Raw genomic sequence first — 23,068 nt, forward strand, 5'->3', positions numbered from 1 at the left:
TCGCGCAGGCATGGCTGCGCTGCTGTTGCTGGGCACCGTTGCCCAGGCGCGCGGGATACCCGCCATTACTCTGACGAGCGATGCTGACGGTGGTCAGACCTATTCGGTAACCCTGCAAATTCTGGCGCTGATGACAGCGCTGACCTTTATTCCCGCCGCCTTGATGATGATGACCAGCTTTACCCGCATCATCGTTGTCTTCGCGATTCTGCGACAGGCCATCGGCTTGCAGCAAACACCATCGAATCAGATGTTGATTGGCCTGGCTCTGTTTCTGACGTTCTTTATCATGACGCCGGTATTGAACGAGGTGAATGAAAACGCCATTCAGCCCTACATCAACGAAGAAATCCTGCCGCTTGAAGCCATCGATGAAGCCGTAGCCCCGATGAAAACTTTCATGCTGGCACAAACGCGGGAAACGGACATTGCCATGTTTATTCGACTGGCGGACATGGAAAACGAAATTGAAACGCCGCAGGACACTCCGCTGAATGTTTTGGTTCCGGCCTTTGTGACAAGTGAACTCAAGACGGCGTTTCAAATTGGATTTCTGCTGTTTATTCCGTTTCTGATCATCGATTTGGTGGTCGCCTCTGTGCTGATGGCTATGGGCATGATGATGTTGTCACCCATCATCATATCCTTGCCGTTTAAAATCATGTTGTTTGTTCTGGTGGATGGCTGGGCCATGATCATGGGTTCAGTCGCTGGCAGCTTTGCGTAGGGAGTCATCCGATGGATGCCATTAACATCGCCGATTTGTTTTCCGAAGCTCTGTTCATTGTGGTCGCCATTGTGTCGATACTGATCGTTCCGAGTTTGGTGGTGGGCCTCGTGGTTGCCACCTTTCAGGCGGCGACTCAGATCAACGAACAGACGCTGAGTTTTCTGCCGCGTCTACTGGTCACGCTGATGATGATGATTTTTGCTGGCCCCTGGATCGTTGGCATGGTGGTGGATTTCACCAATACGCTTATCTACAACATTCCCATTCTGATTGGGTAGAGGCAGAGCCTTGGTCATTACCGACGCGCAAGTAGCGAGCTGGGTCAGCGATTTTTTCTGGCCGTTTTTCCGCATTGGCGCCTTTTTTATGATTGTTCCGATCTTCGGCGCCCAGGTCGTGCCGGCACGCATTCGGCTGGGGCTTGCCTTTGCCATGACCGTCGCGCTTTACCCGGTATTACCCCCTATGCCAGTCATAGAAGTAACCGGTTTGCAAAGCCTGGTGATCATCGCGATGCAACTGTTGATCGGGCTCACCCTGGGGTTCGTTGTGCTCACGATTCTTCAGGTGTTCGTGTTGGCAGGGCAAACGATTTCGATGCAAATGGGGCTAGGGTTTGCGTCGATGGTCGACCCGGCCAATGGCGTATCGGTTGCGGTGTTGAGCCAGTGGTATCAGGTGTTGGTCACACTGGTGTTTCTGTCGATTAACGGCCACCTGATTGTGCTCGAAGTGTTGGCGGAATCCTTCTTTTTGATGCCGGTTAGCGACTCGGCGTTTAGCCAGAGTGTGTTTATGTCGGTGGCCCAGTTCGGTGCCTGGTTGTTTGAAGCATCGCTGATGTTGGCGCTACCGGCCATTGCCGCCTTGCTTCTCGTGAACCTGACCTTTGGTGTTATGACGCGCGCTGCACCGCAGCTAAACGTCTTTGCTCTGGGCTTTCCGGTGACGATGCTGGCCGGGCTGGTCATCGTCTGGGCCAGCTATTGGGTGGCATTGCCCATGGTGCAACAACTGCTCGACGTACATCTCGACTTTATGTTGCAGATCCTTCAACAACCCTGAGTGGGTAAGCCGGCCAAACTCCAGTGAGTTTGAGTGGGTAATGCAGGAGAAGCCTTCCCATGGCTGAAGAAGACAGCTCCCAGGAAAAAACAGAAGAACCCACGGCGCGAAAGAAAGAAAAAGCGGCGGAGGAGGGCAATATTGCCCGCTCGAAAGAGCTGAACACCTCTGCCATTCTGGTGGCGGCTGCGGTAGGCATGTTGATTTTCGGGCCAGCTATGGCAGCTAACTTGCTGGACATCATGAAGTTCAGTTTCAGTTTCGACCCGAACGCAAGTTGGGATACCAAGGTCGCTCTGGGGTATCTGGAGATTTCGTTTGTCGAGTCCATGTGGTCGTTGCTGCCGCTGTTTTTGCTGTTGCTGGTGGCCGCTTTTTTTGGCCCGATTGGGCTAGGTGGCTGGAATTTTTCAACCAAGGCCATTGCACCCAAAGGCAGCCGTCTGAACCCCCTGTCGGGCCTCAAGCGCATGTTTTCAATGAACGCTCTGGTAGAACTGTTGAAAGGCTGGGGCAAAGTATTGATCGTCGGCAGTGTGGCGGTGCTGGTCCTGGTTGGTCTTAAAGACGATTTCATCAGCATGGTCTTTGAACCCACCATACCGTCTATTCGTCATGCTGCCATAGTGTTGGCGTGGACATTTCTGCTTATCTGCTGCAGCACCATCATCATCGCGATCGTCGACATTCCGTTTCAGATTTACAGTCACACCAAGAAGCTGAAAATGACGATGCAGGAAGTCAAGGAGGAGTACAAAAACACCGAAGGCAAACCGGAAGTCAAAAGCAAGATTCGGCAGTTGCAGCGTGAAATGGCCAACCGCAGGATGATGGCCGACGTTCCCGATGCCGACGTGGTGATCACCAACCCGACGCACTATGCCGTCGCGCTTAAATACGACCCCCAGGGCATGCCCGCGCCCATGCTGCTGGCAAAAGGGGTTGACGAAACCGCCCTGAAAATTCGGGAAATTGCCGGTGAATATAAAATACCGGTTCTCGAAATGCCGGCTCTGGCCCGGTCGATCTATCACCATACCGAGATCGGCCAGGAAATACCGGAAGGGCTTTATGTGGCTGTCGCCCAGGTTCTTGCGTTTGTCTTCCAGACCGACCAATGGAAGAAAGGTCGGGCGCCCAAACCTGAACGCAAACCGTCGGTCGATATTCCTGATGATCTGAAAGCCGACGACTAGTTTCGGTCCTGAATGGGCCTCTTTGGCCCAATCCTTGCGATACCTCCTGTAACTCCCTGCATTCGCCTGAAAATTGACAGATGGCCCTATTCGATAATATCAAAGGTTTTGGTACACAGGTCCGCTCTCTGGACCGTGGCGCGGTTCTGACCAGCACGCGCAGCAATGCCAAAATGATGACGCAACGGGTGCTCGGCATCCCGTTCATGATGCTGATGGTACTGGGGCTGATGACGTTGCCCGTGCCGCCCTTGCTGCTCGACGCCTTCTTCACCTTTAACATTGCGCTGTCCATCGTTGTATTGCTGGTCTCTATTTACGTATTGAGGCCACTCGATTTCGCCGTTTTCCCGTCCATCATTCTGGTTGCAACCCTGTTGCGGCTTGCCTTGAACGTTGCCTCTACCCGGGTCGTGTTGCTTTATGGTCATGAGGGTGGCGACGCAGCCGGGAAAGTGATTGAAGCCTTCGGTGAAGTGCTGATCGGTGGCAACTATGCCGTTGGTTTCATCGTGTTCGCCATTCTGATGATCATCAACTTTGTCGTGGTGACCAAAGGTGCGGGCCGGGTGTCTGAAGTCAGCGCGCGGTTCACCCTCGATGCGATGCCCGGTAAGCAAATGGCCATCGATGCGGACTTAAATGCGGGTCTGATTGACGCTGAAACGGCCAAGACCCGGCGTTCGGAAATCGCGCAGGAGGCCGATTTCTATGGCTCAATGGATGGTGCCTCCAAATTTGTTCGTGGCGATGCTGTTGCTGGCATCCTGATTTTGGCGATCAATATCTTCGGCGGGCTCGCCATCGGCATGATGCAGCATGATCTGGATTTCGGTCAGGCATTGCAGGTCTATGCCCTGTTAACGATCGGCGATGGCCTGGTTGCCCAGATCCCGTCGCTGCTGTTATCGGTAGCGGCCGCCATTATGGTGACGCGCAACAGCAACAGCCAGGAAATGGGCGACCAGATCATGGCGCAAATGTTTTCCACGCCCAAGGCGTTGGGCATTGCGGCCTTTATGATGTTCGTTATGGGTGTTTTGCCGGGCATGCCGCACACCGTGTTTCTGTCACTGGCGTTTCTGGCAGGGCTTGGCGCCTTGTTCATTGTTTTTCGTCAAAAACAGGCCGATGGGGAGAATTTCTTTCCTGGTATGCCTGACAAACCTTCCAAAGGACCCGGAAAAACCGGGTCGGCTGGCAAGCCACTGAAAGGTGAATTGGCTGGCACCGATGCTCCGGCGATTGCGAGCGAAGGCGAAACCCGGGAGCTGAGCTGGGATGATGTGCAGCCGGTCGATATCGTCGGGCTGGAAGTCGGCTACCGGCTGATTCCCATGGTTGATCGCTCCCAGGGTGGGCAATTGCTGGGGCGGATTAAGGGGATTCGCAAGAAATTGTCTCAGGAGCTGGGGTTCCTGGTGCCGTCGATTCATATTCGCGACAACCTGGATCTGATGCCCAATGCCTATCGGCTGACGTTGATGGGGGTCGGCATCGCCGAAGCCGAGGTGTATCCCGACCGGGAACTGGCCATCAACCCAGGGCAGGTATTCGGACCACTGGAAGGCGCCAAAACGACTGACCCGGCCTTCGGCCTGGAAGCCATCTGGATTGAAGCTACCCAGAAAGAGCGTGCACAGACGCTGGGCTACACCGTGGTCGATGCCAGTACCGTGGTGGCCACACACGTCAATCATTTGCTGCAACAACACGCCTATGAGTTGCTTGGCCATGAAGAAGCCCAGCAAATGCTCGACCTGCTGTCTAAGAAATCGCCGAAGCTGGCCGAAGAACTGGTTCCCAATACCGTCTCGCTGAGCCAGTTGCTGAAGGTGTTGCAGAACCTGCTGATTGAGCAGGTGCCGGTTCGTGACTTGCGCAGCATCGCTGAATCGCTGACGAATCTGCAGCCAAAGACCCAGGACATCGGCCAACTGACTAACGCCGCCCGGATGGGGTTGTCCCGGCTGATCGTGCAAGGCATCGTCGGGAACGACAGAGAGATACCTGTTATAACGTTGGACCGCTCGTTGGAACAGTTGTTGCAGAAGACAGTTCAACAAGCCGGAAGTGATGGGAATCTTGACGGGGTGTCGCTGGAGCCAGGTATGGCTGAACGGTTACAGCAATCGCTTCAGGAAACCGTTTCACGACTGGAGCAGGAGGGCAAGCCAGCTGTGTTGCTGGTCTCGGCATCGGTTCGAATGCTCCTGGCGCGTTTTGTACGCCACGGTGTTCCCAATCTTAAAGTCCTGAGTTTCCAGGAAATTCCGGACAACAAACACATTACCATTGTTGCGTCTGTAGGTGGCCAGTGAGGAATCATCGATGAAAGTTAAACGCTTTGTGGTGCCCAGCATGCAGGTTGGTCTGAAGCAGATAGGCGCAGCCCTGGGGCCGGGTGCGGTCATTTTATCGAACAAGAAGCTGGCCAGCGGGCTGGAGATAGTGGCCGGTGTCGACGAAGCCGAACTGGCGGAGTACCAGGCCAACCAGCCAGCGGCCGTTGACCCTCAAGCCATCATTAAGGCATCAACCGAGCGTAACGGTTCCACCAAACTGGACCCGGCGTCCATGCAGCATTTGCTGGAAGCGCTGGCACCCCAGACCCGGGCCGCGTTTGCTGGTACCGATGCCGAACCGGCACCCGTTGCCCCGGAGCGCACTCAGGCGGCAGCATCGGCACTGAGCAGGCCTGCGCCCGCAGCCACGAGACCCGAGCGGCCCGAGCCGGCGCCGGTAGAGCGCTGGGGCGAGGATCATCAGGCGCGGCGCGACGCTGCCGGTGAGCGCAGTGCAGACGACAAGCAATGGGTGCGGGCCATGCGCGAAGAGATCGATAGCTTGCGTCAGTTGTTGATTCAGCAAACCGAACATCTGCAGTCGGCAACACCCTCGGCCATGTCGCCACAGCGAGAGCGGCTCGAAGCCCGTCTGCAGACACTGGGGTTAAGTTCGCCGGTGCAACGCTCGCTGCTGCGTCAGTTCGACAGCGAGACCAGCCTGGATATCAACTGGCGCCGGGTAATGGGGCGCCTTGCAGCTGGCATGACCGCGCCGGTTTTTGACCCGGTTGTACAGGGTGGCCATATTGCGCTTTGCGGACCCACCGGTGCAGGTAAAACCACGACGCTGGCCAAATTGGCGGCCCGCTATGTCAAGCACCACGGCAGCGCGGGCATTGCCATTGTCAGCACCGATTTTTTTCAGATGGGTGCCCAGGATGCGCTGGCAAACATCGCCCGGATACTGGGTGTGCATTTTGTGGGGCTACAAGAAGACGAGTCGCTGACTGACGTGCTGGCAGGTCTGTCCGATCGTGACCTGGTACTGATCGACTCCAGCGGCAGCCGCGAGGCACTGGCGCATTGGCGGAAGCAGGTGATCGATACCGGCCTGGATCAGCGGCTTCAGACCGTGATGGTATTGCCCGCGACGGCGCATGCCGATGGCCTGAGTCAATACATCAAAGGCTTTCCGGGACGGCGGATTGATGGCGTTGTCGTCACCAAGCTCGACGAAGCCCCCTGTTTTGGCGGAATTTTTGACGCTATCCTCAGGTATCGGTGGCCGCTTTGGTACACGACCGATGGACAGAACATTCCGGCGGATATCGCCCTGGGTGATCCGGTTTCGCTGGTAAAGCGGCTGGTCAGAGGCTTAAGTGACACAAAAACCAAACTGGCGTATGCCAGCTGACTACCCGGGTTGAGCATCGTCGCTGGCGCTAACAGCCTGGCCTGAACACAAGCACCGACAAAGTGACGCTAATTGCCTATACTGTGGCAAGACTGGAGAAATAGAATCGAATGAGTGGTTTGAATCCTATTCAAGTGATTGCCGTCACCGGCGGCAAAGGCGGTGTTGGCAAGAGCAACATGTCGGTCAACCTGGCGGTCGCCCTGGCTGAGCTTGGCAAGCGTGTGGTGTTGCTGGATGCCGATCTGGGCCTGGCCAACATTGACATTCTGCTGGGCATCTCCGCTGGCCGTAACATCAGCGATGTGCTCAATGGCAATGCCGAATTGCGGGACATACTCGTGCCTGGCCCAGGGGGGGTGAAGATCATCCCGGCCTCGTCCGGAACCCAGAAAATGGCTAACCTCGGTGAGCGTGAGCATGCCGGTATCATTGCCGCCTTCAGTGAACTTGGCGACCAGATGGATGTGCTTATCGTCGATACGGCGGCTGGTATTTCCAAAACGGTTACCAACTTCGTGCGGGCCGCCCAAGAGGCTATTATTGTTGTGACCGATGAACCTACCTCGGTTACCGATTCGTATGCCTTGATCAAGGTCCTCAACCGGGATTGCCAGGTCGACCGCTTCCGCGTCGTGGCCAACATGGTGCGTACGACGTCGGAAGGGCAAAACCTGTTCAACAAGTTGTCCAAAGTGACGGACCGCTTCTTGGATGTCACCCTGCAGTATGTGGGGTCGGTACCGATGGATGAATCGGTGCGCAAGGCGGTTCAACGGCAAAAGGCCGTAATAGAAGCTTACCCGCGTTCAAAAGCGTCAGTAGCTTACCGGTCGATTGCCCAGAAAGTGGCCACCTGGCCATTGCCCAGCACTCCCAGAGGGAATCTGGAGTTTTTTGTTGAGCGACTCGTCAACGGAGCGGGAGTCGCCTGAGATGTCGGTGCAGCAGTACACTATGTATCAAACCGAAAAAAAGGTTGATTACAACCAATTGGTCGATGATCACGCCGTACTGGTCAAACGCATCGCGCACCACTTGCTGGCGCGGTTGCCGGACAGTGTGCAACTGGACGATCTGGTTCAGTCCGGAATGATCGGTCTGTTTGAGGCGGCTCAGAACTACGATAACGCCAAAGGAGCCAGTTTCGAGACCTATGCGGGCATTCGCATTCGCGGCGCCATGCTCGATGAAGTGCGCAAAGGTGACTGGATTCCTCGCAGCGTGCACCGCAATTCACGGCGAATTGCCGATGCGATTCGCGAGATTGAAATGCGCGAGGGCCGGGACGCCCAGGACCAGGAAGTGGCAACCTCACTGGGCATGAGCCTCGACGATTATTACGGGTTGCTCAAAGACACTCACGGGTCGCGCCTGTTCAGCTTCGAAGAGCTGATGGAGCAGGGCAACGGCGACTTGCAGGACTATCAGGCCAATCACAGCCAGACGCCGCTGCCGGCGATGGATGTCGAACACGACCAGCTTAACCTGCATCTGGCAGAAGCCATCAAACAACTGCCCGAACGCGAGCAGCTGGTGCTTTCTCTGTATTACGATGAAGAACTGAACCTCAAGGAAATCGGCGCGGTACTGGGTGTCAGTGAAAGCCGTGTCAGTCAGATCCACAGTCAGGCGGCGTTGCGGTTACGGTCCAAACTTCGGGACTGGCAAGCCGACACGTCCCACACTTGAGGCACCTTACCGGGTTGCTCGCTGGGCATGTTGCAACGGCCCAACCTGGCTTAGAAAGCCACACCGCGCTTTACCCACCCTCACGATGGGGTAAACTAGCGACGAATTCATACGCAGGTTCGGCAATTTCCCCCCTAAACTATTGTGATCACCGGTCGATAACTTTTCCAGTTGGGTCCTTCTGGAGCGGCGTCAGTGGCCCGGGTGTTCAATCATCATTGAACCTGGAGAGCGTGTCCGACGAGCGCGTCATGGGTGTCGACCCGTTGCCTTGTCACCTTGGGCAGACAGCGGCTGGTTGTCAGACAGTTTTGGGAGCAGGTCAGTGACCGGCAGGGCGGTAGTGCACCGTACTGAGGGTTACAGGACTGGATTGCCGGATGTCAGAGTCTATTATGACTGGGACGGTACCATTCGGGAGAGGCTTTAGGAGGTCATCTTGAACAAGAACATGAAAATTCTGGTAGTGGACGATTTCTCGACAATGCGCCGTATTGTCAAGAACCTGCTGCGAGATCTGGGCTTTAGTAACACCCACGAAGCGGATGACGGCAACACGGCCTGGCCAATGTTGCAAAACGGCGATTTTGATTTCGTCGTGACCGACTGGAACATGCCGGGCATGACCGGTATTGATCTGCTTAAAAAGATTAGGGCCGATGAGCGCCTCAAGGGGACGCCAGTATTAATGGTGACCGCGGAGGCGAAGCGGGACCAGATTGTAGCGGCTGCCCAGGCTGGTGTGAACGGCTATGTCGTTAAACCATTTACGGCCGCGGCGCTGAAAGAAAAAATCGAAAAAATCTTCGAACGTGTCGACGGTTAAGTCGGGAAACGTCCCAGTAGTTAAAAGAGGCCACCATGGCTGATGCACGCAAACCGATAGCGCTTGATTTTCACAATGCTTTGAAAGAACTGGCGCCCGTACTGCTAAACCAGGTTGAAGACGGCCATATGGACGAGGCGGCTGCGACGCTGGTAACTTTGCAACATGCCCGTCAGGCTGGCAGCGGTGACAGTGAGTTTTCAGCGGTATTGAAAGAGAAAGCGGCTGAATTGCATCGTCGGATTGAAGCAGGCGAAGTTGAATCAGCGCTGGAGACCCTTCAGGAAATGCAGGATGCCCGCGATCGCGGCCTGTATCAGGAAGTGGGCCGCCTCACACGAGCGTTGCACAGCGCCATCACCAATTTTCACATCGACTCCGACCCGAGTGAGCGGGTAGAAGCTCTGTCGGAAATGACCGACGCAACCGACCGGTTGGAATACGTGATTCAACTGACCGAGAAGGCCGCGAACACAACGCTCGACCTGGTCGAGGAGAGCATGCCGGTCGTGGCCGGACTGACCTCCGAAGCGACCCGGTTAAAAACAGAGTGGAAACGGCTGGTCGATCGGGATTTGAGTGCCGATGAGTTCCGGTCTCTGTACTGGGAAGTGGATGCGTTTTTTGATCAGGTCACAACTCAGTCGCAGAGTGTCTACCAGCATTTGTCCGATATTCTGATGGCTCAGGACTTTCAGGATCTGACTGGCCAGGTGATCAATCGGGTAACCGGCCTGGTCAAGGAAGTGGAAGCGAGCCTGGTCGATCTGGTGTTTATGGCCAGCCAGGTGGAAGAAATTACCGGCATAGTAAGGGATGGCGAACCTGAGAAGGAGACCGACAGGCTCAAGGGCGAAGGCCCACAGATCAACAAAGCTGCAGAAGACGTCGTTGCCAATCAGGACGATGTTGATGATCTGCTGTCCAGTCTTGGGTTTTAAGGAGCACGCCAATGGGCTTCGAAGCGGATGAAGAGATATTACAGGACTTTCTGGTCGAAGCCGGAGAGATTCTGGAGCAGTTGTCTGAACAGCTGATCGACCTAGAGAAGAGCCCGGATGACCGGGATCTGCTCAATTCGATTTTTCGGGGCTTCCATACGGTTAAAGGCGGCGCCGGCTTTTTGCAACTCAATGCACTGGTCGACTGCTGTCACGCGGCTGAAAACGTCTTTGATACGCTGCGTAACGGGCACAGAACCATCGATGCCGACTTGATGGACGCTGTATTAAAAGCGCTCGACTCCGTCAACGACATGTTTGCCCAGGTCAGCAGTGGTGCAGCTCCCGAACCGGCCGATCCGGAATTGGTTGAGTTGCTTCATCAGTATGCCGCACCTCAGGTGCCGGGTGAGCAGATCGGTGTAGTTAGCGATGAGGCACCGGAGCCTGAAGCACCGGCCCAGTCGCCAGAACCAGCGGCAGGCGACGACATTACCGACGATGAGTTCGAAGCCTTGCTCGATGCTCTGGAAGCCGGCAAAGGCGGCGCGGAAACCTCACCGGCGTCACCAAGCGAGCCCGCGGCTGAGTCGGCCAGTGGTAATGGCGATGAAATTTCCGACGACGAATTTGAAGCACTGCTCGACCAACTGCATGGCAAGGGCAAATTCAATGCCGATGGCACGGCAGCCGCTGCCGCAGAAGAGCCTGCCGCACAGCCTCCTGAGCCGCCTGAAAAACCGAAAGCGGAGACGACAGCGGGTACCCCGGCAAACAACGATGAAATCTCAGATGATGAATTTGAAGCCTTGCTGGATCAACTTCACGGCAAAGGCCAATTCAAGGTAGAGGCGATTCCCAATGCGGCCCAGCCCGCTGAAGACGCCGCAACCAGTGCTAAGACGCCGGTCGACAAAGCAGAGGCTACTGAGCCTGCCGACGCTGAACCTGTGAAACCCCAGCCCGCCAAAACCGAGCCCGCAAAGAAGGCGCCTGCACCAGCCTCACCGGCGGCTAAAGCCGAGGCGCCCCGTCCCGCGAAGGCAGAGCCGGCACCGGCCGCGCCGGAACGGGCCAATGCCAACGCCCAGGACACAACCGTTCGAGTTGATACCAAACGGCTGGACGACATCATGAACATGGTGGGCGAGCTGGTGCTGGTTCGTAACCGTCTGGTTCGGTTGGGAGTCGAGCTGGATGACGAGACCCTGCAGAAAGCCGTTGGCAACCTGAATGTGGTGACGGCCGACTTGCAGGCCTCGGTCATGAAGACTCGCATGCAACCGATCAAGAAGGTCTTCGGACGTTTCCCCCGAGTCGTACGGGATCTGGCCCGGAGCCTGAAAAAAGACATTGTGCTGGAGCTGATCGGGGAGGAAACCGACCTCGATAAAAATCTTGTGGATGCCCTGGCTGACCCGCTGGTTCACCTGGTACGCAATTCGGTGGATCATGGCATCGAAACTCCGGAAGTCCGTGAAGCCGCCGGAAAACCCCGCACCGGCAAGGTCGTATTGTCGGCCGAGCAGGAGGGCGACCATATCCTGCTGATCATTCGCGACGATGGCGGCGGGATGGACCCGGATAAACTCCGCGGAATTGCCGTCAAACGTGGCGTTATGGATCAGGAAGCCGCCGACCGTCTCAGCAATGCCGAATGCTTTAACCTGATTTTTGCCCCGGGCTTCAGTACCAAGACCGAGATTTCCGATGTCTCCGGCCGGGGTGTCGGCATGGACGTGGTAAAAACCAAAATTACCCAGTTGAACGGGTCAATCGACATCGACTCTCAAATGGGCGTTGGTACCATCATTTCCATCAAGGTGCCGCTGACGCTGGCGATCATGCCAACACTGATGGTGATGTTGGGCGACCAAGCATTTGCACTGCCGCTGGTTAACGTTAACGAGATATTCCATCTCGATCTGACCCGCACCAACGTTGTTGACGGTAAAGAAGTGGTGATGGTGCGTGGCAAGCCAATACCGCTGTACTATCTTAAACGCTGGCTCACCCGGGAATCGATGCCCGAGGGCGAAGAGACCGGGCACGTTGTAGTCGTGACGGTAGGCACCCAGAAGGTCGGGTTTGTGGTGGACCAGCTCGTCGGCCAGGAAGAGGTGGTGATCAAGCCCCTGGGTCAGATGTTACAGGGTACGGAAGGCATGTCCGGTGCAACCATTACCGGAGATGGCCGTATCGCCCTGATTCTGGATGTACCCGGTTTGCTCAAGGCCTACGCCCGGCCCTGATTCGAGGGGTGTCTGGCGTGATGCAAGGTCGGGCGGTAGAGTGGGAGCCTTAATGGCAGGCTCGTCCTCAGCCGCGCACCCTCGACCCAATACAACAAGAGAGGCGGAACCCCACTTGGCATGCCAGGGCGCCCGCCAGGACACACTTCCTTCCAGGGAGAAGTAAATGCCCATTTCGGTGCTGATCGTAGACGATTCCAGCTTTTTCCGAACCCGCATTCGCGGATTGATCAATTCCCACCCTGAATTGAATGTCATCGGTGAAGCGACCAATGGTCGTGAAGCCGTAGATAAGACCGTCCGCCTGAAACCCGATGTCGTGACCATGGATTACGAAATGCCGCTGATGGATGGTATTTCAGCGGTTCGCGAAATCATGGCGAAACAGCCGACCCCGATTCTGATGTTCTCGTCGCTGACTCAGGCTGGTGCCCGTGTCACCCTCGACGCGCTCGACGCCGGCGCGGTGGATTTTCTGCCCAAGAGTTACGAGGACGTGGGAGGCGGCCCCAACGCGCTCAAGCGCGCCTTGTGCGAAAAAATTCTGGCCATGGCCGGACAAGCCCGGCGCCATCGGGTGCCGGTGTCAACGCTGTCCAGGCCAACGCCTGCCCCCGCGCCTGCGCCCCCGGCCAGGCCGAGTGCCCGCAAGCGCTACACCCAGCGCTTTGATCTGGTGATGCTGGGAACCTCGACCGGCGGCCCGGTAGCTCTGCAAAAGATTCTGACGCAAATACCCGCGAATTTTCCTGCACCTATCCTGATGATTCAGCACATGCCCGGAACCTTTACCGGTGCCTTTGCAGACCGGTTGAATCGCCAATGCCCGCTCAGCATCCGTGAGGCCAAAGATGGCGATGCACTGCGCCCCGGAGAAGCCCTGCTGGGGCCTGGTGGCATGCAGATGATGCTGAACGGCAAGGGTCGCATCAAAATTTTTGAGGGCGATGAACGGCTTAATTACAAGCCTTCGGTCGACGTGACCTTTGGCAGTGCCGTTAAGTATTACGGCGCCAATGTTCTAGCGGTCGTGCTGACCGGTATGGGGGCCGACGGTCGTGAAGGGGCTCGTCTGATCAAACAGTCCAACGGTGTGGTCTGGGCTCAGGAGTCAAGTACCTGCGTTATTGATGGCATGCCCTCTGCTATCGTCAAGGCGAACCTGGCCGATGAAATCATTCCACTGTCCGACGTTGCGCGGCGCCTGGTCGAGGTTCTGACCTGACCGGTTCAATTTCCTCTTCCGTCGAGCAAAATTGATACTTGGCGCGGGCATTGCTTTATATTCCGGAATGGATGTAAAAGGGCAAACACCGTCCGCCAATAAGACAAAAGGGGTAGAGATGATAGCGCTGGCTGGCCTTATTCTGGCCTGGATCGCCGTATTTGGCGGTCATTTGCTGGAAGGCGGACAAGCAGGTTCGCTGACCAATATCCCGGCAGCCCTGATCGTGCTGGGCGGGACGCTGGCGGCGGGTATGATCCAGTCCGATTTTTCCACCTGGCGCCTGGCATGGCGCCTCTTTCCCGGTATTTTCAGTCACGCTCAATGGCAAACGGAAGCGACTGAGGCGAAGCTTGTTCGCTGGTGCCAGATTGCCCGTCGCCAGGGGCTTTTGTCACTGGAAGCAGATTCGAACCGTGAACAGGACGACTTTGTCCGTCTTGGCTTGCAGTTGCTGGTCGATGGCGAAAGCGTGACAAAAATCCGTCACAGCCTGGAGGTGTCGATGGACAGTCGCGAGAGTCGCACCCTCCGGGCGGCTCATCTGTTTGACTCTCTGGGTGGCTACGCACCCACCATGGGGATTATTGGCGCGGTGCTGGGGCTGATACAGGTGATGACCCAGATTGAGGATACGGCCGCACTCGGCGCCGGTATTGCCACCGCCTTTGTCGCCACGATCTATGGGGTGGGGCTGGCCAATCTGTTCTTTTTGCCCGTTGCGGCGCGTCTGAGAAGCATGGCCGAAGCCCGCTTTGGCTTCGAAGACATGGTGCTGGACGGTATTCTGGCCATTGCCGATAGCGAAAATCCTAGGGTGCTTGAGCGCCGACTGAAGGAATATCGGCCGTGAGACGTCACCGTCGCCGTACCCGGTTTCAGGGCGCCCAGACGCACCGCTGGATGATTTCCTACGCCGATTTCCTGACTCTGTTGTTTGCGTTCTTTGTTTTTCTCTATGCCATCTCATCCATTGATGAGTCCAAATTTCAGGCGGTGAGTCAGAACCTGTTACAGATATTCGATGTGCGACCGAGCAGCGTCGATCCCATTGAGTTGAGTGCGACCCCGCAGGGCCCTGATGTGTTCAACCCCCTGTTCCGGCCCGAGCCGATACCGTCTACCCGTGAAGACGTGTCTGATACTGAGACCTATCAGCAGGAATCGACCTTGCTGCAGGTGCGGCAACAAGTCGACGAGCAATTTCAGCAACTGATTCAGGATCAGTTGATCAGCGTCAGTGGCACGGAAAACTGGCTGGCGATAAATTTGGAAGAGCCCGTTTTATTTTCTCCCGGATCGGCCGATATAACAGCCAGCGCCGAAGCGGTTTTGTACGAAGTGGCCAAGGTTCTGGCGCCGTTGCGAAATCCGGTGGCGGTTGAAGGGTACACCGACTCGTCGCCCACGGGAAACGACGAGCTTAGCAACTGGGGCCTTTCGGCGTTGCGGGCGGTCAGTGTCGTTGAATACCTGGAGCAGGGTGGGGTTGCCCCGGAGCGCTTATCAGCACTGGGGTTTGGCCAGTATCAGCCGCGCTTTGATGAAACCAATGCAGCGCGGGCAGAGCGCAATCGCCGGGTAAGCATCGTCATAACCCGGCTGAATACGCCCAATGTTCTGGTGCCGCCAACTGCCGCACCGGTGAATGATGATCCGGCTAATTGATGGGCCAGGTTGAGCAGATAGGTTGAGGAGTTGTCATGCACGTTTGGTCGGTAGCCAATCAAAAAGGGGGTGTTGGAAAAACCACAACAGTGGTTTCTCTGGGCGCCATGCTGGCCGAAAAAGGCAAGCGGGTGCTGATATTTGACCTGGATCCCCAGGGGTCTCTGACCAGCTATTTTGGCCATAACCCGGACGACATGGACAACAGCGCCTTCAACCTGTTTGCGAACAAGGGCAAAGTAGCGGAAGACCTGCCTGGCCAGCTGTTGCTGGAAACCTCGCAACCCGGTTTATTCCTGCTGCCAGCCTCAACCGCGCTGGCCACCCTGGAGCGTAACGTCAGCCAGCAAGATGGCATGGGCCTGGTCGTGTCCAAGACGCTGGCGCACCTGTGGGACGATTTTGACTACGCCATTATCGATACACCGCCGATTCTCGGCGTCTTGCTGATTAACTCCCTGGCGGCCTGCAAACGCTTGCTGGTACCGGTGCAGACCGAGTTTCTGGCCATCAAGGGGCTGGAGCGAATGGTGCATACCATAGCCATGGTCACCGCTTCGCAAAAACGAACGCTCGATTATCTGGTGATTCCGACGATGTTTGATCGGCGGACCCAGGCATCGCTTAAGGCATTGCGGACGCTGCGTGAGCAGCACGAAGGGCATATCTGGCAATCTGCCATACCGGTGGATACCCGGCTGCGCGATGCCAGCCGGGAAGGGGTGGGTATCAACCAGCTGGCGCCGGATTCCCGGGGCGCCCGTGCCTATCAGTCCTTGCTGAAGTCGCTGATGGCGTTGGGGTAGGGTGATGAGTCTTTATACTGATGCATCCTGTCGGAGTGTGCCGTCTGCTGGCTTGAAAGCCCGGGGTGACGGGTGCCTGGTATGGTAAAGACAACGCGTACGACCGATGTAAAAGTATCGGCTACCGATGTGGCACTGGCCAATTACCTGGATGCTATGTTGCACACCGCGACTGAGGCAGATGACGCTCGTTGGCCAGACTCTGACCTTGAACCCCAACCCGAGGCTCCGTCGAAACCGGCAGAGCCAGCACCGGTCGTAGATCCACCGGTTACAGCGCCCGTCGTCGATGTGGCTCGGCCGCTGGTAACCCCCGCGCCAGCAACCGAGCAGGTAGACGTTCAACTTCCTGAGCTGGAAATCCAGGAAGCGACGCTACCAACGGTGGAATCAACACCTGCCGAACCCCTGGCTGAGGATATCCCTTCAGTTGAGATTGCGGAGCCCGCCTCTGCGGCAATCACCGCACCGGAATCGGAGTCGGATGACAACGACCTCAGTCGCTGGCTCGATAATGGCAGGCCGGTTTGGGCACAGCAGCGGTTTGATTGTCTCGTCTTTGTGGTCGACGGCCTGAAACTGGCCGTACCACTGATCTTGCTGGGCAACATTCACCCTCTGGACCGGGATCTGACTCCGCTGTTTGATCAGCCCGAGTGGTTTCTGGGGCTGTTGCCAGTGCAAAACGGACGCAACCTGAGGGTAGTGGATACCGCACGACTGGTTATGCCAGAGCGATATCGCCCGGAGAGTGTTGAAGAGCTTGCCTTTGGTGTTGGCGTTTATGGCTCGGACTGGGCTTTTGGCTGTCATCAGATCGAAGGCTCAATTTCACTGGAGCCCGACGCCGTCAAATGGCGCAGTGCCCGCACCAGTCGCCCCTGGCTTGCCGGCACCATCATTGACCGGATGTGTGCCCTGGTGGATTTACACGAATTCGCCAGAACCGCATTCAAGGCTCGCAGTGCCTGACCCGACCGGGGCTTCGCGGCGAATCGGAATCAGGCGCTGGACGGGCAACTGGAGTACACTATAGTGACGAAACGCAGTCGCAACAGCATTTATGAGGGTGAGCTATGACAGCACAAACAGCGAAGACCGGAAACGACCCGATTCTGCAATGGGTTACCTTCCGTCTGGGCGAGGAGACGTACGGCATTAATGTGATGCAAGTACGTGAAGTACTGCGTTACTCCGAAATTGCGCCGGTACCCGGTGCGCCCAGTTATGTGATCGGCATTATCAACCTGCGCGGCAACGTGGTCACTGTGGTGGATACCCGTGAGCGCTTTGGCCTGGCACCGGCCGATGTGACCGATAATACCCGTATTGTGATTCTGGAATCGGAGGATCAGGTCGTCGGGATTATGGTCGATGCAGTGGCGGAAGTGGTCTACCTGCGTCAGTCAGAAATCGAAACGGCCCCCAATGTCGGCAGTAACGAGAGTGCCCGTTACATACAGGGCGTCTGCCATAAGAACGATGAGCTGCTGATTCTTATTGAAATTGAAAAACTGCTGACCGAGCGCGAATGGGCGGAAATAGCTGACCTCTGAGCATCACTGACTGAATAATCAACTGCGGTGGCGCAACTTATGCATAACCCTCTGAAACGTCAAGAGTCTGACTGGACAGGGGGAAGCATCGTATGGCATTTACAGAACTTTGGGTCGCACAGAAGTTTTCGCTAGGGCCCACACTGGTTATCGGTGGTTTGATCATCCTGCTGGCTCTGGTACATTGGCGCCACGGGCGGAAACTGCGTCAGCTGGAAGCCCGGTTGGGGCAAACCCATCAGGCATTGCGCCAGGAAGTCAAAATGATGGGGCAGGGTGCCATTGGTGTGGGTCACCGGGTAAAACATCTGGAAAAACAATTGCGTACCCAGCCAAGCCCGTTTGAACAATTGCTGATGCAATCTGACAAAGCCCCCGAACCTGCGCCCGAAGCAGAGCGGCCCAGGGCACAGCCGAAGGTGGCGCCCATAGAGAAGCCAGCCCCAGTACGCTCACAAAGCCGGGCAGAGCAAGCTCTGGCGCAATGGATGAGCGAAACCCGACATACCGCATAAGGACACCCCTTGACTCTGATCCAGGCTATTCGAATCGCTGCCAGCCTATCTCTTGTGGCATTGACACCGCTGGCTGCGGCTCAGAGTCATGACCCCTTCGAGTCGACCAACCGGGTTATATACCGGGTCAACGACGGCCTGGATCAGGCCGTATTGAGACCGTTGTCGGTGACCTACCAGACCGTCACCCCCGATCCGATGGAGCGGGGTGTGCGCAACTTCTTTCAGAACATTGGTGAAGTACGTAACGCGACCAATAACCTGTTGCAGGGTAAATGGCGTGCGACCGGCTCCTCAACGGGACGTTTTCTGATCAACTCCACGGTGGGCTTGCTGGGGGTATTCGACGTCGCGCGTCACATCGGAATCGAACGTAAAGTCGAAGACTTCGGGCAAACACTGGGTGTCTGGGGCCTGGGGCCAGGACCCTACCTGGTATTACCCCTGCTGGGGCCCTCCACCGTTCGCGACAGCTCGGGCTTCCTGGGCGATATCTGGCTAAGCCCGTTGCAGTACTCCGATTTCAACCTGGTTGAGCGCAGCGGACTGGCAACGCTGGACGGCTTGCAGACCCGTGCCGACTTGCTGGGGTCTGATCGGCTGATGAGCGGAGACGGGTATCTGGTACTGCGCGAGGCTTATTTGTCGAAACGCAATTACGATGTGTCTGATGGCAAAAACGTATCCGACAGCTTTTTGGACGAGCCGGTTGGCTCATCCGCTTCAGATGAAGACTTTGTTGACGAGGGGGGGTTCGGGGGAGCAGAAGACCCGGACGACGCCTTTATTGACGAATCGTTCTAATCTACCCCGAACCGACGATGAGCGGTTATCGCAGGCTGAGTATCTCCAAGCCCAGCTGATAGCTCTGATCATCCCTCGCATCGCAACGCAGTACCCGGGCCCTGGCATCCAGAGAGCGAAACTGTTCATTGGGTGATTCGATCGTTACCCCCACCTCGGTTCCTTTTGCCAGCGGCTGTGAGGCCACCAGGCTGATGCCGGTGGCGCTCAGGTCGGTGCACTGGGCGGTCAGGAGTGGGGTTTGATCGGCCAGGTGTATCAGGGCTTCCGCGTTAAGGGTCATGCGTATGAAGTCGCGCTTTTCACCATAGTCTTTGTCCGCTGTGCTCATGGTCACCTCTCTGTCCCGTTCGGGTCGTGCGTCGGTTTGGACAAGCTGTTTCGGGATCACCACGCCATTCAGTGGTTGCGTTCGCTGACCCACCCCGTTAAGTTGCCTGCACTACCCTGGGGAAGTCAACAAGATGCCACTCACAGATGCCACACTTTTGGTTGTTGATGACGAACAAGCCATCCGGGACTCGATTGTCGCCTACCTGGAAGACAGCGGCTATACCGTGCTGGAAGCCGAGAATGGCCAGCAAGCGCTGGCCTTATACGAAAAGAAATCACCGGATCTGATCATCTGTGACCTGCGCATGCCGGTTATGGATGGCCTGTCACTGTTGCGCCGCATTATGGAGCTGACCGATGAAGTGCCGGTCATTGTTGTATCCGGTGCCGGTGTGATGACCGACGTGGTTGAGGCACTGCGCCTCGGCGCCAGCGATTACCTGATGAAGCCCATAGTCGATCTGGGTGTGCTTGAGCATTCGGTTGAACGGGCGCTGGAGCGCTCCTTTCTGGTCAAGGAAAATTACCGCTACCGGGTGGAGCTGGAATCCCGCAATCAGGAATTGCAGGATCACGTGGATCGACTCAAGCTCGATCTGCAGGCGGGCAGAGCCGTGCAGCAGCGGTTACTGCCTGAATTTGCTCTAACTCACGATCACTATCGCATCAGCCACCAGATGGTGCCTTCCAACTACTTAAGTGGCGACCTGGTCGATTATTTCCAGGTCATTCCCGGTAAGCTGGTGTTTTACATGGCCGACGTGTCGGGGCATGGCGCCAGTTCGGCCCTGATCACCTTGCTGATCAAGAATCAGATAGACCGGCTCCGTGATGAAATGGAAAACGATGCGTCTGACGTGGTGCTCATTCCGGCGCAGGTTTTGCGACAGATCAATCTGGAGTTGATTCGCACCCAGACCGGCAAGCATGCCACCATGTTCTACGGGGTGATTGATACCGAAGATAACACCCTCGATTACGCCTCGGCGGCGCACTTTCCGGCGCCCGTACTCTGTACCCGTGAGGTTTGCCGCGCCATTGAACCGGAAAGTCTGGCGGTGGGCCTGTTCGACGATGCGATGTTTGAAAACAGGCGTCAGAAACTGGACGGATTCGAGCGGCTTTCTGTCGTATCCGATGGCTTTCTCGAGTTGCTGGCTGACGTATCTTTGCAAGAAAAGGAGGCGCATTTGCTTGAGTTAGGCGCTGACCCAACCCATACTATGCAGCACGTTTTGACGCAGATGACGAGTGAGGGGAAAACCCGGTCTGCCTCAGACGACATTACAGTCCTTACGGTTGAAAGGGTTAAGTAGGTCGGATAATAGATGAGTACCGGTCGCGTTTTAATGGCGAACAAGTCGGGCTCTTATGTCATTAAATTGACAGGAGACGTGCGCATGACGTTGTGCACGACACTCGATACCTGCCTGAAAAATATGGTTGAAGATCCCGCCTTCATTTCTGTGATTGTTGATCTCAGCGATGCCGAAGGCATCGACAGCACCAGTCTCGGACTTCTGGCGAAAATTTCCCGTCTGGCAACGCCGGTGATGGGCCATGTGCCAACGCTGATTTCCAGCAAAGCTGATATCACCCGGATCGTCGATACCATGGGGTTCCGGGATAGAGTGTTCGTGATTGTTCCCAATGCCGATGTCGAGGCTCAGGATGCCCTGAGCGAACAAAGTCAGGAACCGCTCGACGAGTGGTCTGCCCACGAAAGGGTGCTGGAAGCGCATAAAATTCTGATGTCACTGAACGACCAGAACCGGCAAACCTTCCGGGAACTGGTTGAGTGTATGGAAAATCAGCCGCACTGATTATCGGCAATGGCCGGTCAGCGGTGTACAAAAGGTCTTGAACGCGCGACGCTAACCCGTTGCGCGTCTTTGTTTAGGGAGAACCATTTTTGTGACACACGCCAACGAAGGGTCACCACAGACGATTGCCGTCCTCGGCGGTGGCAGTTTTGGCACCGCCATTGCCAACATCGCCGCAACCAATGGCCACCGCGTCAGGTTGTGGATGCGCAGTGAGAAACAGGCGGAGGACATTCGCACCCAGGGTGAGAACAGCCGTTACTTGCCGGGGTATGCGCTCAGTGCCAACCTGACCCCGGTGCTGGATCTGAACGAGGCCGTGTCCGATGCCGACTGTGTCTTTGTTGCGGTGCCCAGTAAGGCCTTTCGCTCGGTGGTTGAGCAGGCGGTATCGCTGTTGCAGCCTCACACAGCCCTGGTCAGTCTAACCAAGGGTATAGAGCCCGGCAGTTTCCGCCTGATGAGTCAGATCCTGCATGATCTGGCACCGGCGCACGATATCGGTTGCATCAGTGGGCCTAACCTCGCCAAGGAAATTGCCGATCACCAGATCTCCGCCACGGTGATTGCATCCTATAGCCAACCGCTGCGCGCCCGGGTTCAAACCATGCTGAGCAGCCAGTATTTCCGGGTGTATGGTAACCCTGATATCTACGGGGTCGAGCTGGCCGGTGCGCTGAAAAACATCTATGCGATCATCACCGGCCTGGCGTCGGCGCTGGGGATGGCGGAGAACACCCGTGCCGCCATCATCACCCGGTCGCTGGCCGAAATGTCGCGTTTTGCGGTGCGCTTGGGTGCCAACCCTATGACCTTTCTGGGTCTGGCCGGTGTCGGTGACCTGATTGTTACCTGCAGTTCCAAGCTCAGTCGCAATTATCGGGTCGGCTACTATATTGGCGAGGGTGATTCGCTGAAGCAGGCGATCAAGCGAGTGGGCGAGACCGCAGAGGGCATTAATACCCTGCGCATGGTGCATGAAAAGGCCGGTGAAATGGGGATCTACATGCCACTGGCAAGCGGGCTTTATGCGATCATATATGAAGATAAACCGATAGCCGCGGTCGCCGGCCAGCTGATGGCAGGTGATCTGGCGCAAGATGTTGAATTCATGGGAGCGGGTATCTGATGGCATCGTTAAATCGGGAAGAAAAGGAGCACCAGGTTATCCGGGCGCTGTGCATGATTCTGTTCTGGGTCGTCCTGCGTATCAGCCTGCTGGTTACCGGCGTGCTTGCTATTGTGCAGTGGGTACTGGCCTGGTTTGACGACGATCCCAACCCGCAACTGGCGAAGTTTTGTCGGCGTCTGGCGCTCTACCAGAAACAGTTGCTCGATTACCTCACCTTCATCAGCAACGACAAACCCTTTCCGTTTCGGGACTGGCCGGATGACCCGCAAAGCGAGTTGGACGAGGCTGCATGATTCTGTATTTACTGCGCCACGGAGAAGCTGAGCCCTATGGCCGGGCGTCCGATGATGCATCGCGAGCGCTGGTGCCGGCTGGAACGAAAGCCGTTGAACGGGTTGCCGCGAAACTGGCCCCACTTGATGCGGTTTACTGCAGCCCTTATCTTCGGGCCCGCCAAACGGCGGATCTGGTGTTGTGGGCGACTGGTCAGCAGGCATACCAACTGCACGACGGGCTGACGCCAGATAGCTCGGTACCGGCACTTATGGCCTGGCTGGAGACGATAAAATCAGAGCGGTTATTGCTGGTCGCACACAACCCACTGCTCAGTTCACTGGCGAGCCAACTGACCGGTTTACCGGGCGGCGTGGCGCTAAGCACCGCCAATCTTGCCTGTCTGGATGTATCCGATTTCCTGCCTGGCGGCGCTGAACTGCTCTGGGTAAAGTAGGGGTTCAAACGAGCGTTTGAATTTGCCGGATGACTCGGGTAGATTGGTCGTTGGTCTGTTGATCCCTGGTTG

General features: G+C 56.5%; 25 protein-coding genes. 24 read left to right on the forward strand and 1 reads right to left on the reverse strand.

Features of this window, described 5'->3' with window-relative positions; all coding sequences use genetic code 11:
• Window positions 1-10: 10 nt before the first annotated feature.
• The 19 genes from fliP to ABJT94_RS10325 all read left to right on the forward strand — a co-directional run bounded on the left by fliP (window position 11) and on the right by ABJT94_RS10325 (window position 18,978).
• The gene (gene fliP / locus ABJT94_RS10235; protein WP_348475440.1) at window positions 11-727 is read left to right on the forward strand and encodes a flagellar type III secretion system pore protein FliP; all 717 of its coding nucleotides are present in this window, start codon (window positions 11-13) and stop codon (window positions 725-727) included.
• Window positions 728-738: 11 nt separating this feature from the next.
• Complete coding sequence (locus ABJT94_RS10240) at window positions 739-1,008, forward strand: flagellar biosynthetic protein FliQ (RefSeq protein WP_127555229.1); 270 nt, start codon at window positions 739-741, stop codon at window positions 1,006-1,008.
• A gap of 10 nt (window positions 1,009-1,018) precedes the next feature.
• Window positions 1,019-1,795 (forward strand): flagellar biosynthetic protein FliR, encoded by a 777-nt coding sequence (gene fliR, locus ABJT94_RS10245; RefSeq protein ID WP_348475439.1) that lies wholly within the window; start codon window positions 1,019-1,021, stop codon window positions 1,793-1,795.
• Window positions 1,796-1,854: 59 nt separating this feature from the next.
• Window positions 1,855-2,991, forward strand: a complete 1,137-nt coding sequence (flhB, locus tag ABJT94_RS10250) for a flagellar biosynthesis protein FlhB (protein WP_348475438.1) — start codon at window positions 1,855-1,857, stop codon at window positions 2,989-2,991.
• A gap of 173 nt (window positions 2,992-3,164) precedes the next feature.
• Window positions 3,165-5,312 (forward strand): flagellar biosynthesis protein FlhA, encoded by a 2,148-nt coding sequence (flhA, locus tag ABJT94_RS10255; RefSeq protein ID WP_348475792.1) that lies wholly within the window; start codon window positions 3,165-3,167, stop codon window positions 5,310-5,312.
• A 10-nt stretch (window positions 5,313-5,322) separates the two neighbouring features.
• Window positions 5,323-6,693, forward strand: a complete 1,371-nt coding sequence (gene flhF, locus ABJT94_RS10260; RefSeq protein WP_348475437.1) for a flagellar biosynthesis protein FlhF — start codon at window positions 5,323-5,325, stop codon at window positions 6,691-6,693.
• A gap of 110 nt (window positions 6,694-6,803) precedes the next feature.
• Window positions 6,804-7,628: a MinD/ParA family protein gene (locus ABJT94_RS10265; RefSeq protein ID WP_348475436.1), complete on the forward strand. Its 825-nt coding sequence runs from the start codon at window positions 6,804-6,806 to the stop codon at window positions 7,626-7,628.
• A gap of 22 nt (window positions 7,629-7,650) precedes the next feature.
• Window positions 7,651-8,385 carry an RNA polymerase sigma factor FliA gene (locus ABJT94_RS10270; RefSeq protein ID WP_348475435.1) on the forward strand — a complete coding sequence of 245 codons (735 nt, stop codon included), beginning with the start codon at window positions 7,651-7,653 and terminating at the stop codon, window positions 8,383-8,385.
• A 439-nt stretch (window positions 8,386-8,824) separates the two neighbouring features.
• Window positions 8,825-9,211, forward strand: coding sequence for a chemotaxis response regulator CheY (gene cheY, locus ABJT94_RS10275; protein ID WP_127555234.1), 387 nt, complete (start codon window positions 8,825-8,827; stop codon window positions 9,209-9,211).
• 35 nt (window positions 9,212-9,246) lie between these two features.
• The gene (locus ABJT94_RS10280) at window positions 9,247-10,152 is read left to right on the forward strand and encodes a protein phosphatase CheZ (RefSeq protein ID WP_348475434.1); all 906 of its coding nucleotides are present in this window, start codon (window positions 9,247-9,249) and stop codon (window positions 10,150-10,152) included.
• Window positions 10,153-10,163: 11 nt separating this feature from the next.
• Window positions 10,164-12,404 (forward strand): chemotaxis protein CheA, encoded by a 2,241-nt coding sequence (locus ABJT94_RS10285; protein ID WP_348475433.1) that lies wholly within the window; start codon window positions 10,164-10,166, stop codon window positions 12,402-12,404.
• Window positions 12,405-12,570: 166 nt separating this feature from the next.
• Window positions 12,571-13,629 (forward strand): chemotaxis response regulator protein-glutamate methylesterase, encoded by a 1,059-nt coding sequence (locus tag ABJT94_RS10290; RefSeq protein WP_348475432.1) that lies wholly within the window; start codon window positions 12,571-12,573, stop codon window positions 13,627-13,629.
• Window positions 13,630-13,747: 118 nt separating this feature from the next.
• On the forward strand, window positions 13,748-14,482 hold the full coding sequence (locus ABJT94_RS10295; protein ID WP_348475431.1) for a flagellar motor protein: 735 nt from the start codon (window positions 13,748-13,750) through the stop codon (window positions 14,480-14,482).
• Window positions 14,479-15,297, forward strand: coding sequence for an OmpA family protein (locus ABJT94_RS10300; protein ID WP_348475430.1), 819 nt, complete (start codon window positions 14,479-14,481; stop codon window positions 15,295-15,297). The genes ABJT94_RS10295 and ABJT94_RS10300 overlap by 4 nt, the downstream gene beginning before the upstream one ends.
• Window positions 15,298-15,332: 35 nt before the next feature.
• Entirely contained in the window at window positions 15,333-16,103 is a 771-nt protein-coding gene (locus ABJT94_RS10305; protein WP_348475429.1) for a ParA family protein, read from the forward strand.
• An 81-nt stretch (window positions 16,104-16,184) separates the two neighbouring features.
• Window positions 16,185-17,075, forward strand: a complete 891-nt coding sequence (locus ABJT94_RS10310) for a chemotaxis protein CheW (RefSeq protein ID WP_348475428.1) — start codon at window positions 16,185-16,187, stop codon at window positions 17,073-17,075.
• A 104-nt stretch (window positions 17,076-17,179) separates the two neighbouring features.
• The gene (locus tag ABJT94_RS10315) at window positions 17,180-17,659 is read left to right on the forward strand and encodes a chemotaxis protein CheW (RefSeq protein WP_127555241.1); all 480 of its coding nucleotides are present in this window, start codon (window positions 17,180-17,182) and stop codon (window positions 17,657-17,659) included.
• A gap of 92 nt (window positions 17,660-17,751) precedes the next feature.
• A complete protein-coding gene (locus ABJT94_RS10320) occupies window positions 17,752-18,174 on the forward strand; it encodes a hypothetical protein (protein ID WP_348475427.1) in 423 nt (140 codons plus the stop codon).
• A 9-nt stretch (window positions 18,175-18,183) separates the two neighbouring features.
• A complete protein-coding gene (locus ABJT94_RS10325; RefSeq protein ID WP_348475426.1) occupies window positions 18,184-18,978 on the forward strand; it encodes a VacJ family lipoprotein in 795 nt (264 codons plus the stop codon).
• A gap of 25 nt (window positions 18,979-19,003) precedes the next feature.
• Here ABJT94_RS10325 and ABJT94_RS10330 read toward each other — a convergent pair whose 3' ends face one another.
• Window positions 19,004-19,309 carry a PilZ domain-containing protein gene (locus tag ABJT94_RS10330; protein ID WP_348475425.1) on the reverse strand — a complete coding sequence of 102 codons (306 nt, stop codon included), beginning with the start codon at window positions 19,307-19,309 and terminating at the stop codon, window positions 19,004-19,006.
• A gap of 133 nt (window positions 19,310-19,442) precedes the next feature.
• Between ABJT94_RS10330 and ABJT94_RS10335 the strand changes: the two genes are divergently transcribed.
• The 5 genes from ABJT94_RS10335 to sixA all read left to right on the forward strand — a co-directional run bounded on the left by ABJT94_RS10335 (window position 19,443) and on the right by sixA (window position 22,996).
• On the forward strand, window positions 19,443-20,627 hold the full coding sequence (locus tag ABJT94_RS10335) for a response regulator (RefSeq protein WP_348475424.1): 1,185 nt from the start codon (window positions 19,443-19,445) through the stop codon (window positions 20,625-20,627).
• A gap of 84 nt (window positions 20,628-20,711) precedes the next feature.
• Window positions 20,712-21,134 (forward strand): anti-anti-sigma factor, encoded by a 423-nt coding sequence (locus ABJT94_RS10340; RefSeq protein ID WP_348475423.1) that lies wholly within the window; start codon window positions 20,712-20,714, stop codon window positions 21,132-21,134.
• A gap of 91 nt (window positions 21,135-21,225) precedes the next feature.
• Complete coding sequence (locus ABJT94_RS10345; RefSeq protein WP_348475422.1) at window positions 21,226-22,263, forward strand: NAD(P)H-dependent glycerol-3-phosphate dehydrogenase; 1,038 nt, start codon at window positions 21,226-21,228, stop codon at window positions 22,261-22,263.
• Entirely contained in the window at window positions 22,263-22,559 is a 297-nt protein-coding gene (locus ABJT94_RS10350) for a DUF4389 domain-containing protein (RefSeq protein ID WP_348475421.1), read from the forward strand. Before ABJT94_RS10345 ends, ABJT94_RS10350 begins: the two co-directional genes overlap by 1 nt.
• Window positions 22,556-22,996 (forward strand): phosphohistidine phosphatase SixA, encoded by a 441-nt coding sequence (gene sixA / locus ABJT94_RS10355; RefSeq protein ID WP_348475420.1) that lies wholly within the window; start codon window positions 22,556-22,558, stop codon window positions 22,994-22,996. The genes ABJT94_RS10350 and sixA overlap by 4 nt, the downstream gene beginning before the upstream one ends.
• Window positions 22,997-23,068: the final 72 nt, after the last annotated feature.

The sequence above is a fragment of the Saccharospirillum sp. genome (assembly GCF_039982735.1).
Taxonomy (GTDB): Bacteria; Pseudomonadota; Gammaproteobacteria; order Pseudomonadales; family Natronospirillaceae; genus Saccharospirillum.